Here is a 16,574-nt window from a genome sequence, read left to right on the forward strand (position 1 = left end):
AATAAAATGAAGGTGAAAAGTTTGTCCTGTTTACAGCTTAAATTATTGTTGCTGTTTTTTATGATTGCCTGTTCTACTTATCCACTTTTGGCACAAGAGAAAGTTACCATCAGTGGGACTATAGAAGATGCCAGTAGTGGTGAAGGCTTGATTGGAGCTACGGTGTTTGTAAAGGAATTGGCTACCGGTGCAACTAGTAATGTATATGGCTTTTATTCATTGACAGTCCCTAAAGGAGCCTATACATTGGTGTATAGTTTTGTGGGCTATGAAGCCGTTAACAAAACGATCGATTTGGAAAAAGATCAAAGTATTAATGTGGAGCTAGAGCCTGCTTCAGCCCAATTAGAGGAGGTGGTAGTGATCGCTGATCCTGAAGATTCTAATGTCCGCTCAACACAAATGAGCGTGAACAAATTGGATATGCGGGAGGTGTCAGCCATTCCAGTGATTTTTGGAGAAAAGGATATTGTGAAAACTATTCAATTACTTCCGGGGATTAAATCCAGTGAAGGGGGAGGTGGATTCTTTGTTCGAGGAGGGAGTGCAGACCAAAACCTTATTTTATTGGATGAAGCCCCCGTTTATAACGCCTCGCATTTATTGGGTTTCTTTTCGGTTTTTAATTCTGATGCCATTAAGGATTTGACCATTTATAAAGGACATATTCCTGCAGAGTATGGTGGCAGGGCCTCTTCCGTGTTGGATATCAAAATGAAGGAGGGCAATAATAAGCAGTTTGCAGCTCAGGGCGGTATAGGCTTGATTTCCTCCAGGGCAACCATTGAAGCGCCAATTGTTAAGGATAAGGGCTCATTTGTGATTTCAGGAAGGAGGACTTATGTGGATATGTTCCTTAAACTTTCCAATAATGAAGATCTGAGCAATTCTACTCTTTACTTTTATGACCTTAATGCCAAAGCAAACTATCGGTTAGGAGAAAAGGATAGGGTATTCGTATCCGGGTACTTTGGAAGGGATAATTTTGGTTTTAATGATCAGTTTGGTTTTGATTGGGGGAATGCTACTGCCACTGCCAGATGGAATCACCTTTTCAATGATCGGCTTTTTCTAAATACCACAGCTGTTTTCAGTGATTATAATTATGATGTGGAAATTATGGCTGAAGAGGAAGACGGTGAAATGAATGGTTTTAAGGTGATGTCGGCCATCCAGGATATTAGTTTAAAGGAAGATTTTGAATATTATATTAGTCCCGAAAACACTTTAAGGTTTGGAGTAAGTGGGATACGTCATAATTTCCTTCCAGGGGAAATTGTCCCTCAGGGTGATTCTTATATCAATGCCCAAGAATTGCAAAAGAAGTATGCTTGGGAAACTGCTGCTTATGTTTCTGAAGATTTAAATATTTCTCCAAGTTTAAATGTTAATGCTGGTTTAAGGTATTCATGGTTTGCACAGATAGGGCCAGGTGAAATATACACCTATGATGAGGATGGAGATATTGTAGATTCAAAAGACTATAAGAGTGGTGAGATAATCAAGACTTATGGTGGTCTAGAGCCTCGCTTGGGGATAACCTATTTGTTGAATGAAACCACTTCGATCAAAGCATCTTATGGCAGGAACAGGCAATACTTGCATTTGGTTTCCAATTCCAATGCCGGCACACCTATAGACTTATGGATTCCATCCAGTAACAATGTAAAACCTCAAATAGCTGATCAGATTGCTTTGGGCTATTTCAGAAATTTTGAAGGTAATGCCTATGAAGGATCTGTGGAGGTTTACTATAAAGACATGCAAAACCAAGTGGATTATAAGACAGGTGCAGAATTAGTCTTTAATGAAAATGTAGAGTCTCAGTTATTGTTTGGAAAGGGCTGGTCTTATGGGGCGGAGTTTTTCCTGAGAAAAAATAAGGGGGACTTAACGGGTTGGATCAGTTATACATTGTCTAAGACCCAAAGAAAGTTTGAAGGGGTAGATTATGGCGAGGTTTACCCAGCAAGTTGGGACCGGCCACATGATTTTTCCATAGTGGGTATGTATCAGTTGAATAAAAAGTGGAATTTATCTGCTTCATTCGTTTATAGATCTGGTGATGCAGTAACCTATCCAGTGGGTAAATATGAATCCAAAGGCGAGGTCATCAATCTATATGACAAAAGGAATAATAGTCGCTTGCCTGATTATCATCGATTGGATTTGGGAGCCACGATGAAGTTGAAAAATACTGAGCGTTTTGAGTCTGATTTGAACTTTTCGATTTATAATGCTTATGCAAGAAAGAATGCTTTTTTGGTGAATTTTAGAGAAAGTAGGGAGGATCCTAGCAAAACAGAAGCGGTGAAGTTCTCCCTTTTCAGTATTCTACCTTCTATTACTTATAACTTTAGATTTAAATAAAATGAAGTCGAATTTATATTTAGCCCTTTTTGCTGTGATTTCCTTGTTTTCCTGTGAGGAGGTTATTGATATCAGTTTAGAAGAAGTTGAGCCCAGGATTGTGATAGAAGGGATTGTGACGGATCAGCCCGGTCCCTACACCGTTAGCATCAGCAAATCGGTAGGGTTTTATGAAGACAATGAATTTCCAGGAGTGGAAGGCGCTTATGTGGAAATTTCCGATGATTTGGGAAATGTAGATGTCTTGGAGGATTTAGGAGAGGGCAAGTACCAGACGACCGAACTGCAAGGACAAAGAGGAGTAAATTATTCCATTAAGGTAGAGGTGGAGGGAAATACCTATACGGCGGAGAGTAAAATGCAGGAGAAACAAGTTATGATTGATTCTCTGGCTATTCGTTATGAAGAGGAGTCTTTGTTTTATAAAGAAGGTTATTACTTAAAGGCTTATTTTGAAGACCCTCCCGGTCTGGGAAATTATTATAGTTTTAATGTTTATGTCAATGGTGAGGTATATGTGTTCGATAATGATGGGGAAATGATAGAAGACGATAATTTTTGGCTTTGGGATGATAAGTTTACTGATGGCAATGTGCAGGATTATGATTTTCCGCATACCTTAAAAGAAGGAGATGAGTTGTATGTAATGTTGAGGCATCTTAATTGGTCCACTTATGATTATTATAGGACTTTGGTGGAAGTGATCGATGGAGGAGGAGTGGCACCATCTAATCCATTGTCTAATTTTGGTGATACTGCTTTAGGCTATTTTGCAGCTTATTCGGTTACGGATATAGAGGGGGAGGTAGAGTGATAGGCCCAGTTTTTATGTGCTTTCAATGGGGTTACGGTTGGTGATTTCTTGACAATGTAGTTTGGAAACTAACCTTACAAATTAATTAGTAATGAAAACTCCTCCCACTTAAAGTCATGGGAGGAGTTTTTTGTTTGTAAGAGGACAAGAAAAAGGGTTGCAGAAAGCTTAGCCTCAATTTATAAGTAGCTTTTTTAACCCGGATTATGCATTAGCAATCGTAGTGAGGGCTGAAAATGCAAGAAAATCAGGCTGTTTGGAGACTGAGGCATAGCACCGCTATGGTGAAGTCGAAAACAGCAGCAAAGCGACTGATTTTAAAGAATTTTCAGTCCGTAATAGATAAGCTAATGCATATTTCGGGTTTAATGGTTACTAATCCTATCAATTGGATATTGTTATTTCACTTTTGGTCACCTTATAGACCAATTCCTGATAGCCTATATTGCCATTTTCTGAGATGGCCTCAATGACAATCATGATATTTCCGGTAATATCCCCGTTATAAAAGCTGACGGTAGCTTTTCCATTTTCGTCGGTTATGACCTGTGGCTGCCAGTGAACCAGTGTCCTTAGATCTGGTTTAACCCAGTCTTCTGAACTGATATGTTGATATTTTGGGGTGTAAAATTCCTTAGAGGGTGAATAAAGCGGGATGGCTGCTTTGAGGATTCCTGGGGGCTGCTGGACACTGAAAATCCCTTTTCCAGCGAGGGTATAGATAGCAATTACATTTCCAGTCATGGGAATTTCTAAAGGGTTGGCTTGGGGATATACCTCCATATATAATTCACTGAAGCGGTTAGCAAAGCGAATCAATTCTACACTTTTTACTTCAGAAGGAGGAATGTTGGGGATAAGGTCATAATTATAGTTGATCACAGGGATGCCATCGATTACCACCAGTGTTTCTTCACCACCTGGAATAGTTGCTTTTAGATAACTTCCTTCTGGACCTCCTAGGCTATCTTCTCCATAAGTTGCTTCCATTCGTTCAATTCTGATTTCAGGATAGTTGAACAAAAGTACGCTGTACAGTCCATAAGACCATTTTTCTTCTTTTTCTTGGATTTCCTCTCCCCCAATGACCTTGTCAGGCTTGCCAAAGCGCTTTGTGACCTTTTCCCTTTCTGAGGTCATAAGATAATCTTCCACGATGACTTCTTCTAGTTCAAATGCATCATTTGATAGCCTGAATGCGCGATCTACCTTGTTTTTCTCCTGTTGTTGGGTGATCAAAGCAAATTGGGTACTGTCCAGGTCTTCGATGGACTTTCTGTGGTCAAAATCGAAGGGAGGGAAGGGGGACTTATCCAGGGTGATGGTATAGTTTTTATTCTTTCCTGATTTGTTGGCGCTTTGGATGAGAATATTGAGTTTGTGGCCAAAGGCATCCGGTATGGGGAAGTGAAAACGACCCAAACTATCCGTGTTTTGGGCTTGAAAATATGGTTTGTCCCCAAAGGTCATTAAGGTTAATGCCGCACCTTCCTTTTTCTTTTTGGGTGAAAGTACTCCACCTACTGTCCCAGAAACATGTAAAGAAGTTTCAGGTTGGTAAATGATGGAATCAAGTTCTTGGGTATAGTTGTACCTTCTCCAACCCTGCGTGAGCATTAGCGCTTCCATGTCTTGATGCCGTTGGTCGTTATGGGTATCAAAATAATAGCCTGGGTTTTCAATTTCCCCTTTTAAGTCAGCATTAAGCAAGAGCTGGGAGAGGATATTTTGTCGGTTTTGTTGGCTTTCTCCTATCAGGTCACTATTAATGACCAAGACTGATAAATTTACTTTTTCTGGCTTGTCTTCTGGATCCAATACCCTTATGTCAATGGCTGTTTTTTTTCTTTGAAGGTAGGTAGAGGTATCTGTTTTTGCTTGGACTTTAAGCCTGTTTTCAGGTCTTTCATTGAAATAAAGTCTTTCGGCTACAGGCTGGCGGTTTTTGTCCAGTAGTGTAAAGGAAAGGACTCCTTCAGGTAGGTTGCTTTTGGACAGAGGCACCATCATTTCTCCTTTTCTGAGGCGGCCTTTCATCATGTAATATTCTATGCCCCTACATTTGATTTGGATAAATACACTATCGTTAATTGGCTTGGAATTGACTGAGACTAATCTGATTTTGTTTTCTCCCCGAATGATAGAAAAGCTTTGTCCTTGTGGCTTTGCTTGTGGCAATGGGTATTGGAAACTCAGTGAAGTGTCCTTTAGGGAAGAGATACTTGCAAAATATTGTTTTGTGCTATCTGGCAATAAAAATAGGGTGCCCATGCCGAGATGGTTGCCTTCAAAATCCGTGATGATTTCTCCTTCGTTATTTACAATATTCCCTTTTACTGTGATGCCCTTTCCCTTTTGGTCCACGGCTTTGAATCCTATTTTGCTTATTTGACCGTGAATCATATCGCCTCCTTCAGGAAAAAACTGTAGGTCGATATTGTCTTGGCCTAAAGAAAAGGTCTTGGTAAATCTTTGGCCATTTTCTGTAGATATGCTCAGGGTGGCCAAGTTACTTTCTACATCTACCGGATATGCCAAGGTATAAAGGTCATTAGCCTCAGCTTTTAGCTTAAGAGTATCTCTTTTTTGGTTTATGTCAAGGTAAATATCTAGTTTTTTCTGGTGCAGGCTATCAATTATTTTTGGCAAAAAACGGGCATTTAACCAAAATTCTCCGGGAGATCTTTCTGATAGAAATACATTGTTGATAGGCGAGTCTTGTTTCTGGTCCAGTGCAGGGAAAATATCTATATACTCTTCAAAAACAAAACGGTCGCCAAAATTATTGTTCCATTGGGTGTACGCTCTGATCAGGTATTTTCCTTCGGGGTATTTTGGGGATAGATCGAAAAAATTATCCCCAAGACCATTTGAAAGTTTCATGACTTTTTCGTCTTTAACTTTTTCATCTGGGCCTATCAGCTGAACATATAATATACTGCTTAGTTGGCTCGGAGCATGATGTAGTCCTTCTGTGACGATACCTTTGATCCAAATAGTCTCGTCTGTGGTGTAGGTTTTTCTGTCCAGTTGTAGGTATATTTTCTCTGACAAGGCTGAAAGTGACTGGATTTTAAGATGCTGGGCCTTCAAAGGTGCCGTGGAAAAAAGACATGCCAAGATAAAATATAGGAGGGCCTGAAAAAGGGAACGTTTAATAGATTTAAACTTATTCATCAAACAATGAGATAGGTATAGTTTTGGAAAAGCTTAAAAATAAATGATTTAATTTGATAATGAAAAAATTAGTTTTTGAGCTTTGGATATCCTTAGATGGATGGTTAAGACAGGAGATAAAAAAAGCTATGAAACAATATCTCATAGCTTTAGTCAATTAACAATAAACCCAAAATAACCTGCTGTAAGAGAAGGACTCGAACCTCCAGAGTTGCTGTATTGAGTTTTCAACTCTTCCTGTAGAATAAGTTTAGTTTTAAACGTTGTCTTCTTACAGTATAAAAAGCTTTTTGCTTTTTGTGTGATACAAAATTAATAAAACTTTTTGAAAAAAATCAATTATCTATATAAAATAAATAGAAAATATGTTTTATATAGATAGAAAACGATTGCAATTTTATTTAATGAACCATTGACTTGGGATTATGGCAGTGGTGTACTCATGTATTATGTCTTATAAAACACAAAAAGCTATGAAACAATATCTCATAGCTTTAGTCAATTAACAATAAACCCAAAATAACCTGCTGTAGGAGAAGGACTCGAACCTCCACGGAGTAGTTAGGCAAAATACGAGCTCGCTATTTGCTTTATCCCAGCTTCTCCACCCCCGAGACAGGAGGGCTTGTCTGCCAATTTCAACACCCTACAGTATAGATGAAAAGACCTTTTATCTCTTCCTTATGATACAAAGGTAATATACTGGTTTTTAAATTCAAAATAATTCAATAAATAAATTGAAATATTAGTGATTTTTTAATTTATACCATTGTTTGGTGTTGTATCTGTAATTAACGGTTTTGTTTATACGCGGTTTTTGAACTTGATTTTTAGGTAATAAAAAAGGACCAACAGGTGTGGTCCTTAATGTTTTTAGAGTAAGCCAGCTCTTTTGAGCAGGGCTTCAGGCTTTGGTTCTCTACCTCTGAAACGTTTGTAGAGGATAGAAGGATGTACTTTTCCTCCCGAGGATAGCACGTGTTCTTTAAAGGCATTGGCTGTAACAGGATCGAAAATCCCATTCTCCAAGAACAGTTCAAATGCATCAGCGTCAAGTACTTCTGCCCATTTGTAACTGTAATAACCAGCAGCATATCCGCCTTGGAAAATATGAGAGAAACTTGTGGACATCAATGTGCCTTCCACTGCGGGCAAAAGTTCAGTAGGCTCCATCGCTTTTTTCTCAAATTCAAATAAAGAATTCACTTCAGCAGGCTCAGTACTATAATAGGCCATATCCAGTAAACCAAAGCTTACTTGTCTCAAGGTTTGGTAGCCTTGATGGAAATTTGCTGCCTTTTTGATTCTTTCGATTAACTCTTCAGGGATTTTTTCACCTGTTTTGTAGTGCTTAGCAAACAGATCAAGACATTCTTTCTCATAACACCAGTTTTCAAAAATCTGGGAAGGTAATTCAACAAAATCCCAGTAAACACTGGTTCCAGAAAGGGATTCATAAGTGCCATTGGCAAGCATTCCGTGCAAAGCATGCCCAAATTCATGGAATAAGGTAGTGACTTCATTAAAGGTCAGTAGGGAAGGAGTGCTCTTGGTTGGTTTAGTGAAATTGCAGACTATGGAGACGTGAGGTCGGTGATCGATTCCATCTTCCTTGGACTGGCCTCTGTAAATGGTCATCCAGGCACCGTTTCTTTTTCCTGCTCTTGGGAAAAAGTCGGCGTAAAATACTGAAAGGTGTTTGCCTGATTTGTCTTTAACTTCATAGGCAGTCACATCCGGATGATAAACTGGTATATTTTCGTTTTTGACAAATTCCAAATCATATAGTTTTCCCGCAGTGAGGAATACACCCTGTATGGTGTTCTCTAACTCAAAATATGGCTTGGTCAATTCATCATCAATGTCGAATTTTTCCTTTTTGAGCTTTTCTGAGTAATAACCAAAGTCCCATTTTTGAAGGGTTTCAGGTCCGCCAATTCCTTGGGCAAATTCAGTTAATTCCTTGAGTTCTTCTTCCGCCTTGGGTTTGGCTTTTTCCAATAGGTCTTTTAGGAAACCACTCACTTCTGAGGCGCTTTTGGCCATTCTTTCTTCAAGTACAAAGTCTGCATACCTTGGATAGCCAAGAAGGTTGGCCCTTTGATTTTTCAGCTGAAGGATCTCTTTGACGATTTGTTGGTTGTCCAATTCGTCACCTTTACAGGATTTTGTATTGTAAGCAGTAAAGATTTCTTTTCTAAGGTCCCTGTTTGCGGCATAAGTCATGAAAGGGACATAGCTGGGGAAGGCGAGCGTAAATACCCATTTGCCTTCTTTGCCCTTTTCACTGGCGGTTTGGGCTGCTGCTTCCACCACTGCATCCGGGAGTCCGGCTAAATCTTCCTTATTGTCGATGACCAATTCATATTTATTGGTTTCAGCCAATACATTTTCTCCAAAGGCGAGTCCTTTTTGGGATAGTTCTTTGTCAATTTCACGAAGCTTTTCCTTGTCCTCATCTGATAGATTGGCGCCATTTCTGATGAATGACTTATAGGTCTTGTCCAAGAGGGTGACTTGTTCCTCGTTCAAGTTTAAGCGGTCTTTGGACTGGTAAACCCCATTGACCAATTTGAAGAGTGCATTGTCCAGAAGGATGTCATTGCTGTGAGCGGTCAATAAAGGAGAAATATCCCTTGCTAACTTCTGGATCTCATCATTGGTATCAGCAGCATTTAGGTTGAAAAATATGCTTGAAATGATGTTCAACTTTTTTCCGGACTTGTCCAATGCTTCAATGATACTATTGAAGTTAGGCTGATCAGTTGATTTGATGATCTCAATTTCAGCTTTGGCCTCCTTGATGGCTTCTTTGATTGCAGGTAAAAAATGTTCGTTTTTGATTTTGTCAAACGGTGCCGTTTCGAAAGGCGTGGTGAATTTTTCCAATAATGGATTCATATATTGATTTCTTATTGATTTTGATTCAAGGTGTTTACGATATTATCGACTTAAAGTTAATGATTTTTGATTGAGTAACTTTGAGCTCTTGGCTTATAATTCAACCAGAAATATGCATTAGCATATCAATTACAGCCTGAAAATACTTTAAAATCAGTAGCTTTTCTTTCGCTTTGATCAAGACTGATTTTCTTGCATTTTCAAGACGGGGCGAGATCTCACTACAATCGATAATGTAAAGTGTCTCTTACCCCACTGAATTAAAATTTAGAAGGGTAAGAGGCATAATTGGCTGAATATTTACTTGTTATCTTACTGGTTTTGGGAATACGGCCATGCTTTCAGTGTCTTCAGGGCCGACTGCTTGTACTGCAAAGAAGTAATTGTCTTTGGAATAGGACAAGGTAATGGAGGTGTCCTCAGTGAAAAATTTCTTTTCCCAAACTGGCGAGCTGGTTTCTCGCATTAGTACATAATATCCACTAGTTTTTCCTACAGCAGGAGTTTTCCATTTTAAAGTGGTCGAATTACTCAATTGGCTCACGTCAATACCAACTTCTTGTGGGACAGAAGGGGCAGTAGCCAAACTGGCCAAAACCGCAAGGTTTATACCTGTGTTTTTTCTTAAGAATTCATAGTCGATATGTTCAGGTAGATCTCCGTATTTTATGTCATTTTCAGTTCTTAAATCTTGATGCTGCTGTTCGTAGTTTTCATTGTGTTCACAAATTCTTACTGCCGTAAACCCTTGTTGGGAAAAGGGTGTATGATCTCCGCCTCTTAAGAATCGGTCATTTCTGTAAACCAGTTTCACTTCCAGCTGGTCAATATATCTTTCTCCGGTTTCTTTAATATATCTTGCTAGCTGACGTGATTTACTGTCATTTTCTCCATTGGTATATTTTCTAAGCCTTTCCATTTCTTCAGTCTCGTATAGGGGTACGCCTTCGCTGAATACTCTGACTTTGGTATTGTCTCTTAGCATTGTGCCGCTTGAGGCAGAGTTGCCAATCATATCATTATTTATCATGGCTGCTAAGTTCCAGTTTTCTTCCTTGGCCATTTTAGCCATATGTGCGGCTCCTTTTAGTCCTTGTTCCTCCCCCGAAACCGCAACGAAAATTATGGTGGCAGGAAATGCCCTTTTGCTCATTATTCTTGCCATTTCAATAAGTGCAGCCACTCCTGATCCATCATCATTGGCGCCAGGAGCATCATCTTTGGCATTCATGATATCAGAAACTCTGCTGTCTAGGTGTCCACTGACCACAAATATTCTGTCATCCGCGGGGTCAGTCCCTTTTAAGGTGGCCATAACATTGCCCATCCTTACATCTTCGGGGATTCTTCTTCCATCTGCTTCAATGGTGTAGTAATCGATTTTTGAACTCAGTCGTCCTCCAGAATTAGCCTCAAATGATTTGAATTTGGAAAGTACGTATTGTCTCGCAGCTTCAATGCCATGCTCTTTCTGGTCCTCACTCAGTGAATGTCGGGTGCCAAAGCTGACCAATCCTTCAATGTAGATTTTGAGTTGGTCAGGAGATATTTCATGAACCATTTCCTCAATGGTCTCATTTCTATTTATAGTGGTTATTTGTGAGAAAGTTTGTAAGGGGATGATGAGGATCAATATTGTTAAAATTCTTTTCATTGGATCATGGTTTAGGATTTCATTCCCTTAAATTTATAGTATACTTGAAGTAAATAAAAAGAGAATTACATGAGTGAGTTATTAGTTCCCAAAGAAGGTGAATATGGAGCTTTTTATGAGACCTATATTTCTAAAGTTAGAGGTGAAGACATTACAGAACTGTTGATTTCTCAAGTGGAGGAATTAAGAGCATATTTCCAGGGCATGTCAGAGGATAAGGCGACTTACAGTTATGAGGATGGTAAGTGGAGCCTTAAGGAGGTAATAGGACATATCAATGACACAGAAAAGGTGATGTTGTTCAGGGCCTTGTGTTTTGCAAGAAATGATGATCAAGAATTGCCAGGGATGGAACAGGAAGATTATGTGAAGGCGGCCAATTTTAATGAAGTGCCTTTGGTGAACCTTTTGGAAGAATTTGAGCTTACAAGATATATTATTCGCTCATTTATGAATGGACTTCCAGAAGAGGCGTTTACCAGAGTGGGAATTGCCAATGGATCTGAACTCAGTGTGAGGGCATTGCTCAATATCATACCGGGGCATTTTAAGCATCATATGCAAATCCTACATGAGCGGTATACCTAAAATCATCCCAAATATTTAAATTCTATGTTTGAGTATAACCCAGATAAGCATTATCCCAAGGAAACGGAAAGCAGGGCAGTCATCCGTTTTCAGGATTGTGATCCCCTGCAGCACCTTAACAATGCGAAGTATTTTGATTATTATTTCAATGCTCGGGAAGACCAAGTCCCTAAATTATATGGAGTGGAAATGTATGATCTTATCAAGAAATACCAAGCTGCTTGGGTAGTTTATAATCATAATATCTCTTATGTCAGGCCAGCTATGGTGGGTGAGTGGATACGGATCAGGAGCCGTATACTTTGGCATAATGAAAATACTGTGCTAATAGAGTATTACATGATGGATGATTCCAAAAAGGAATTGAAAAATCTGCTTTGGACTACGCTTAAATATGTGGGGTTAAAGGACGGAAAGGTCAAACCGCATAGAGGAGAAATTGTAGATTTTCTAAAAGCGACAACGGATGAATTTGATATCCGCAAAAGCAATATTGCCGAAAGGGTCAAGCAGCTAAAAGTAAAGTTGGCAGAGGAGTGACATCTCATTGAATAAAAAAACACGCTAGGTTGCTAGCGTGTTTTTTTATGACAAACTTAAAAATTCCCATGGTCAATTTTTACTTCAGTATCAATCCACCTTATACATTTTATTGGCAGCATTGATATATTCCAATGGGTTGAAGGCTTTGTCAAAGGCACTTTTTAAATTATTAAGTTTCGCTTCTAGGTCATTGATTTTTGGGCCGATATGTTTGGCTGTTTTATATTTCTCGATCAGAGAATTGTACTTATTGATGTTTTCACTAATTCTAAATGTGATACTTCCAAAACGAATTTTAAGGGACTGGATTTCCGCCATTTCGTTGTAAAAGGTGTTCTTCCAGTTTTTAGGATTTGTTTCCTTTTCATGTCTTACCCTGTTTGCAATGATGTTGGTCAATTCATTGAGGTATTCATACCTACGATTGGCATCATTTTCCATGCTATAACTTCTTTCAAACACCTTTTTATCAATGCCCAAGACTTGGAGGTTTTTGATCAGGTTTTCTTCGTATAGTTTTTTAAGTTCCTCTAATTCCGTATCAATGGCTTCCCATTCAGTTTCAATCAAGTTTTTGTCATTGGTGAACTGCCCCAGTTCCGTTACCAACTCAAACATTTCTTGACTTTGTTCTCTTAGCTTTTGGTCTCTGCGCCCAGTACCAATACTTTCTACATAGCTGGACATTCCTGTGAAGAGGGCTTGGCTGAAGGTCCCGAAAATAGGAGTGCCTGCAGAAAGATCACCTGTAAGACTGATCAGGTTGGAGACAACAGATAGGGTAGGACTTTCTTTTTTGTTTTTGTCGATAAAACTTTGGAATCCTTTGTACCAATCATTGAAACCTGGGTAAGTGGTGGGGTTGCCCACAGCATTCAAGGTCTGGAAGAAATCCCTGGTGGCACCAAAAAGGATTAAAGGCCGAAGTTCTCTTTCCATAGAAACCAAGTTAATGATAGCTGACTGGTAATTCCCTTGGTAGATATTCAGTTCAGCATCTTTTTCGGCTTGTTGGAAATCTTCGATTAATTTGACCCTTTCAATCAGCTTTTCAATTTTCTGAGCTTCACTGTTGGTTTGGTTCAGTGATTCATCGAGCATTTGGATTTTTTTGTCCAAGTCGTGAAGTTTTGTCCCCAATTCATTGTCCAAGGAATCAGTTTTTACCTGAATATTTTTCAGTAAACTGTTTTTGAGTGACTGTTCCAATGAGGTGGTTGTCGTGTCTGTCTGCCCTGAAGCAAAGTAACTGAAGGATAAGAAGGTGATTGTGAGTAAGTAAAGTTTAGTTTTCATAGAAAATTAAATTTCCAAATGCTATACGAAATTTGTGCCATAAATGTATAATCAATATTTTATTGATGAAATAAAACTCTTTTCTAAAATTCAATTTCGGATTCAGGTATTACTTAAAGCCATGTAAAATGTGGATGAACGGGGGCATTGATTTAAAATGATGCTAGCATCCATGGGGAATTATTTAATTAAGACTTTGACCGCCAAATATCGCATGACCGAACTACAGTGTGAAGTAGCAGATGAATGTGCACAGCTGTATGGAGGTTATGGTTATATGTGGCAGTGCCTCGTAGTACGGGCATAAGTGGATGACAGGGAGTAAAATATCTGCCGGTACCAGTGGATCATGAAAGAATTAATAGCCAGAAAAGCATTGAAATAAAGGATTAATAATCAGTTCTTAATAATTAGGTGGTAGGTTTTGTCTTATATTAACATCATAATTGATTTAATTTGTTAAATTAAATTCACGAAAGAGGCCATTGTTTGATTACCCAAAATAATAAATAGATGCAAGATTTTCCATGGTTTGAATACTACCCCGAATCAGTGCCAAAAGAAGTAGATGCGGAGGCATATGAAAGTATAATCGGTCTTTTTAAAGAGAGTGTCCAAAAATACGGCGAGGCAGTAGCCTATGAATGTATGGGCAAAACAATCAGTTTTATTGAGTTAGAAAAATTGTCCCGGGATTTTGCTGCATACTTACAGCAGGATTTGAAACTCAAGAAAGGAGAAAGAATAGCCATTCAAATGCCCAATTTGCTGCAATATCCTGTAGCCATGTTTGGGGCTTTGAGGGCAGGATTGATAGTGGTCAATACCAATCCTTTATATACAGCCCATGAGATGAAACATCAATTCGAGGATGCGGATATTTCTGCATTGGTGATAGTTTCCAATTTTGCCCATAATTTGGAAGCCATTTTGCCAACGTTAAAAGTAAAGCATATCATCATCACAGGTATTGGTGACCTTTTGGGTGGTCTGAAAGGTGGTATAGTGAATTTTGTGGTGAAATATGTCAAGAAGATGGTTCCTGAATACCATGTTCCTAATGCGATAAGTTTCAAAACAGCGATGGCCTATGGTGCCCAAAGAGGCCTTGATCCAGTTAAAATTGATTTAGGGGATATCGCTTATCTTCAATACACAGGTGGTACTACAGGGGTGTCCAAAGGGGCCGAATTGACCCATGGAAATATCGTTGCGAATATGCAGCAGATTTCTGCATGGATGAAACCTAAATTAAAGGAGCATGAAGAGACGGTGATCACTGCATTGCCGCTTTATCATATTTTTGCCCTTACGGTAAATTGTTTGGCCATGTTAAAAATCGGGGCCCATAATCTACTCATTACCAATCCAAGGGATATGAAGGCATTTTGTAAGGAACTTAGAAAGAATAAATTCAGTGTCCTTACTGGGGTGAATACTTTGTTTAACGGTCTGTTAAACCAAGAATCTTTCAGGAATTTGGATTTTAGCAGCTTGAAAGTAGCCGTTGGGGGAGGAATGGCTGTGCAAAAATATGTGGCTGATCGTTGGCACCAGGTCACAGGCGTGCCTTTGGCTGAAGGTTATGGCTTGACGGAAACCTCTCCTGTGGCTTGTTGTAATCCTATTGATGGAACGGAACGCATTGGGACTATAGGTTTGCCTTTGCCCAATACAGAAGTGAAAATTGTGGATGATGAGGGCAATGAAGTTCCTCTGGGAGAAAAGGGCGAGCTTTGCATTAAGGGACCACAAGTGATGAAAGGCTATTGGAAGCGTCCTCAGGAAACTGCTGATACCATGCTTGGCGACTGGTTGAAAACCGGGGATATCGCTGTGCAGGATAAGGATGGTTTCTTGAAAATAGTGGATAGGAAGAAGGAAATGATCCTAGTTTCAGGGTTTAATGTTTATCCCAATGAAGTAGAAGATGTTATAGCGGGACATGAAAAAGTAGATGAGGTGGGGGTGATAGGTATGCCTGATGAGAATTCGACAGAAAGGGTGGTGGCTTATGTTGTGGCCAATGATGAGAGTTTGACTTCCGATGAATTGATCAGTTTTTGCAGGAAAAGTCTTACCAACTATAAGGTGCCGAAAGAAGTTTATTTTGTGAAAGAGCTTCCCAAATCCAATGTGGGGAAAATCCTTCGGAGAATTATTAAAGAAAATCACATGAAACAATCAGTATAGCAAAAAAGCTCTCCCGTTACGGAGAGCTTTTTGTCTTTTTATATGCTTACTTCTTGATCCTTGAAAGCCTTTCTAGGCTTCAGGTTCAATGTCTGGAACAATTGTTTGTCCATATCTTCTTCAGGGTTAGGGGTGGTTAGTAATTTATCCCCGGCAAAGATAGAGTTTGCTCCTGCCATAAAACACAATGCTTGTTCCTCTGTATTCATTCTTACTCTTCCTGCAGAAAGTCTTACCATGGCTTTTGGCATGATGATCCTTGCCGTGGCTATCATTCTTACCATTTCCCATACAGAAACTTTTTCCTGCTCTTCTAGCGGAGTGCCTTCCACTGGTACCAAGGCATTTACAGGAACGGATTCTGGGTGTGAAGGCAAAGTCGCCAGGGTGTGGAGCATGCCCACTCTATCTTCCAGATTTTCTCCCAATCCAATGATTCCGCCGGAGCAGACAGAAATGTCCGCTTTTCTGACATTTTCCAATGTATCTAATCTATCATCATAGTTTCTTGTAGTGATGATTTCATTATAATGCTCCTCGCTGGTGTCCAAATTGTGGTTGTAGGCGTAGAGCCCTGCATCCTTTAATTTGGCAGCTTGTTCTTCAGATAACATTCCCAAGGTACAGCAAACTTCCATTCCCATGGTGTTTACTCCTTTTACCATTTCAAGTACTTTGTCAAAGTCTCTGTTGTCTCTAACTTCTCTCCATGCTGCTCCCATACAAAAGCGGGTACTGCCTGCTGATTTTGCATCAGCAGCCTTTTGCAATACTTCTTCTACTTCGAGTAATTTATGGACTTTAACATCTGTGTGGTATCGGGCGGCTTGGGGGCAATAAGCGCAGTCTTCAGGGCACCCTCCGGTTTTTACAGAGAGTAAGGTACATACTTGTACTTCCTGAGCGTCATGAAATTCACGGTGAACTGTGCCTGCTTTATAAATAAGGTCTAGAATGGGTAAATCAAAAATTGCTTTGATTTCTTCTCTGGTCCAATTGTTTCTAATATCAGTCATCAAAATTTGATTTGAATGTTCT

11 protein-coding genes are annotated in these 16,574 nt (G+C 39.4%); 6 read left to right on the top strand and 5 right to left on the bottom strand.

The features are described from left to right. Window positions 1–6: 6 nt before the first annotated feature. On the top strand, window positions 7–2,370 hold the full coding sequence (locus KZP23_RS12750) for a TonB-dependent receptor (RefSeq protein WP_317197991.1): 2,364 nt from the start codon (window positions 7–9) through the stop codon (window positions 2,368–2,370). Between the two features lies 1 nt (window position 2,371). Then, window positions 2,372–3,184 (top strand): DUF4249 domain-containing protein, encoded by an 813-nt coding sequence (locus tag KZP23_RS12755; protein ID WP_226332103.1) that lies wholly within the window; start codon window positions 2,372–2,374, stop codon window positions 3,182–3,184. A 384-nt stretch (window positions 3,185–3,568) separates the two neighbouring features. Here the strand turns inward: KZP23_RS12755 and KZP23_RS12760 are convergent, their stop codons facing one another. The 3 genes from KZP23_RS12760 to KZP23_RS12770 form a co-directional block, all read right to left on the bottom strand. Beyond that, window positions 3,569–6,361, bottom strand: coding sequence for a hypothetical protein (locus KZP23_RS12760; protein WP_226332104.1), 2,793 nt, complete (start codon window positions 6,359–6,361; stop codon window positions 3,569–3,571). An 873-nt stretch (window positions 6,362–7,234) separates the two neighbouring features. Beyond that, window positions 7,235–9,262, bottom strand: coding sequence for a M3 family metallopeptidase (locus tag KZP23_RS12765; protein ID WP_226332105.1), 2,028 nt, complete (start codon window positions 9,260–9,262; stop codon window positions 7,235–7,237). Window positions 9,263–9,569: 307 nt separating this feature from the next. Next, window positions 9,570–10,916 (bottom strand): M20/M25/M40 family metallo-hydrolase, encoded by a 1,347-nt coding sequence (locus KZP23_RS12770; protein ID WP_226332106.1) that lies wholly within the window; start codon window positions 10,914–10,916, stop codon window positions 9,570–9,572. 69 nt (window positions 10,917–10,985) lie between these two features. On the opposite strand from KZP23_RS12770, the gene KZP23_RS12775 reads away from it, so the two are divergent. Continuing rightward, window positions 10,986–11,504, top strand: a complete 519-nt coding sequence (locus tag KZP23_RS12775; protein ID WP_226332107.1) for a DinB family protein — start codon at window positions 10,986–10,988, stop codon at window positions 11,502–11,504. 24 nt (window positions 11,505–11,528) lie between these two features. Beyond that, window positions 11,529–12,044, top strand: coding sequence for an acyl-CoA thioesterase (locus KZP23_RS12780; protein ID WP_226332108.1), 516 nt, complete (start codon window positions 11,529–11,531; stop codon window positions 12,042–12,044). Between the two features lie 90 nt (window positions 12,045–12,134). Here KZP23_RS12780 and KZP23_RS12785 read toward each other — a convergent pair whose 3' ends face one another. Beyond that, entirely contained in the window at window positions 12,135–13,343 is a 1,209-nt protein-coding gene (locus KZP23_RS12785) for a hypothetical protein (RefSeq protein WP_226332109.1), read from the bottom strand. A gap of 172 nt (window positions 13,344–13,515) precedes the next feature. Between KZP23_RS12785 and KZP23_RS12790 the strand changes: the two genes are divergently transcribed. Together KZP23_RS12790 and KZP23_RS12795 are read left to right on the top strand one after the other, a co-directional pair. Beyond that, complete coding sequence (locus KZP23_RS12790) at window positions 13,516–13,650, top strand: acyl-CoA dehydrogenase family protein (RefSeq protein ID WP_226332110.1); 135 nt, start codon at window positions 13,516–13,518, stop codon at window positions 13,648–13,650. Window positions 13,651–13,856: 206 nt separating this feature from the next. After that, the gene (locus tag KZP23_RS12795; RefSeq protein ID WP_226332111.1) at window positions 13,857–15,536 is read left to right on the top strand and encodes an AMP-binding protein; all 1,680 of its coding nucleotides are present in this window, start codon (window positions 13,857–13,859) and stop codon (window positions 15,534–15,536) included. Window positions 15,537–15,574: 38 nt separating this feature from the next. On the opposite strand, the gene bioB is transcribed toward KZP23_RS12795, so the two are convergent. Continuing rightward, complete coding sequence (gene bioB, locus KZP23_RS12800; RefSeq protein WP_226332112.1) at window positions 15,575–16,552, bottom strand: biotin synthase BioB; 978 nt, start codon at window positions 16,550–16,552, stop codon at window positions 15,575–15,577. Window positions 16,553–16,574: the final 22 nt, after the last annotated feature.

It is taken from the genome of Echinicola marina (genome assembly GCF_020463795.1).
Taxonomy (GTDB): Bacteria; Bacteroidota; Bacteroidia; order Cytophagales; family Cyclobacteriaceae; genus Echinicola; species Echinicola marina.

What these genes read in the sequence shown, in the direction of transcription:
- KZP23_RS12775 (WP_226332107.1), top strand. Translation starts at nt 10,986, where the DNA reads ATGAGTGAGTTATTAGTTCCCAAAGAAGGTGAATATGGAGCTTTTTAT.
- KZP23_RS12760 (WP_226332104.1), bottom strand. Translation starts at nt 6,361, where the DNA reads ATGAATAAGTTTAAATCTATTAAACGTTCCCTTTTTCAGGCCCTCCTA.
- KZP23_RS12780 (WP_226332108.1), top strand. Translation starts at nt 11,529, where the DNA reads ATGTTTGAGTATAACCCAGATAAGCATTATCCCAAGGAAACGGAAAGC.
- KZP23_RS12765 (WP_226332105.1), bottom strand. Translation starts at nt 9,262, where the DNA reads ATGAATCCATTATTGGAAAAATTCACCACGCCTTTCGAAACGGCACCG.
- KZP23_RS12750 (WP_317197991.1), top strand. Translation starts at nt 7, where the DNA reads ATGAAGGTGAAAAGTTTGTCCTGTTTACAGCTTAAATTATTGTTGCTG.
- KZP23_RS12770 (WP_226332106.1), bottom strand. Translation starts at nt 10,916, where the DNA reads ATGAAAAGAATTTTAACAATATTGATCCTCATCATCCCCTTACAAACT.
- bioB (WP_226332112.1), bottom strand. Translation starts at nt 16,552, where the DNA reads ATGACTGATATTAGAAACAATTGGACCAGAGAAGAAATCAAAGCAATT.
- KZP23_RS12785 (WP_226332109.1), bottom strand. Translation starts at nt 13,343, where the DNA reads ATGAAAACTAAACTTTACTTACTCACAATCACCTTCTTATCCTTCAGT.
- KZP23_RS12795 (WP_226332111.1), top strand. Translation starts at nt 13,857, where the DNA reads ATGCAAGATTTTCCATGGTTTGAATACTACCCCGAATCAGTGCCAAAA.
- KZP23_RS12755 (WP_226332103.1), top strand. Translation starts at nt 2,372, where the DNA reads ATGAAGTCGAATTTATATTTAGCCCTTTTTGCTGTGATTTCCTTGTTT.
- KZP23_RS12790 (WP_226332110.1), top strand. Translation starts at nt 13,516, where the DNA reads ATGGGGAATTATTTAATTAAGACTTTGACCGCCAAATATCGCATGACC.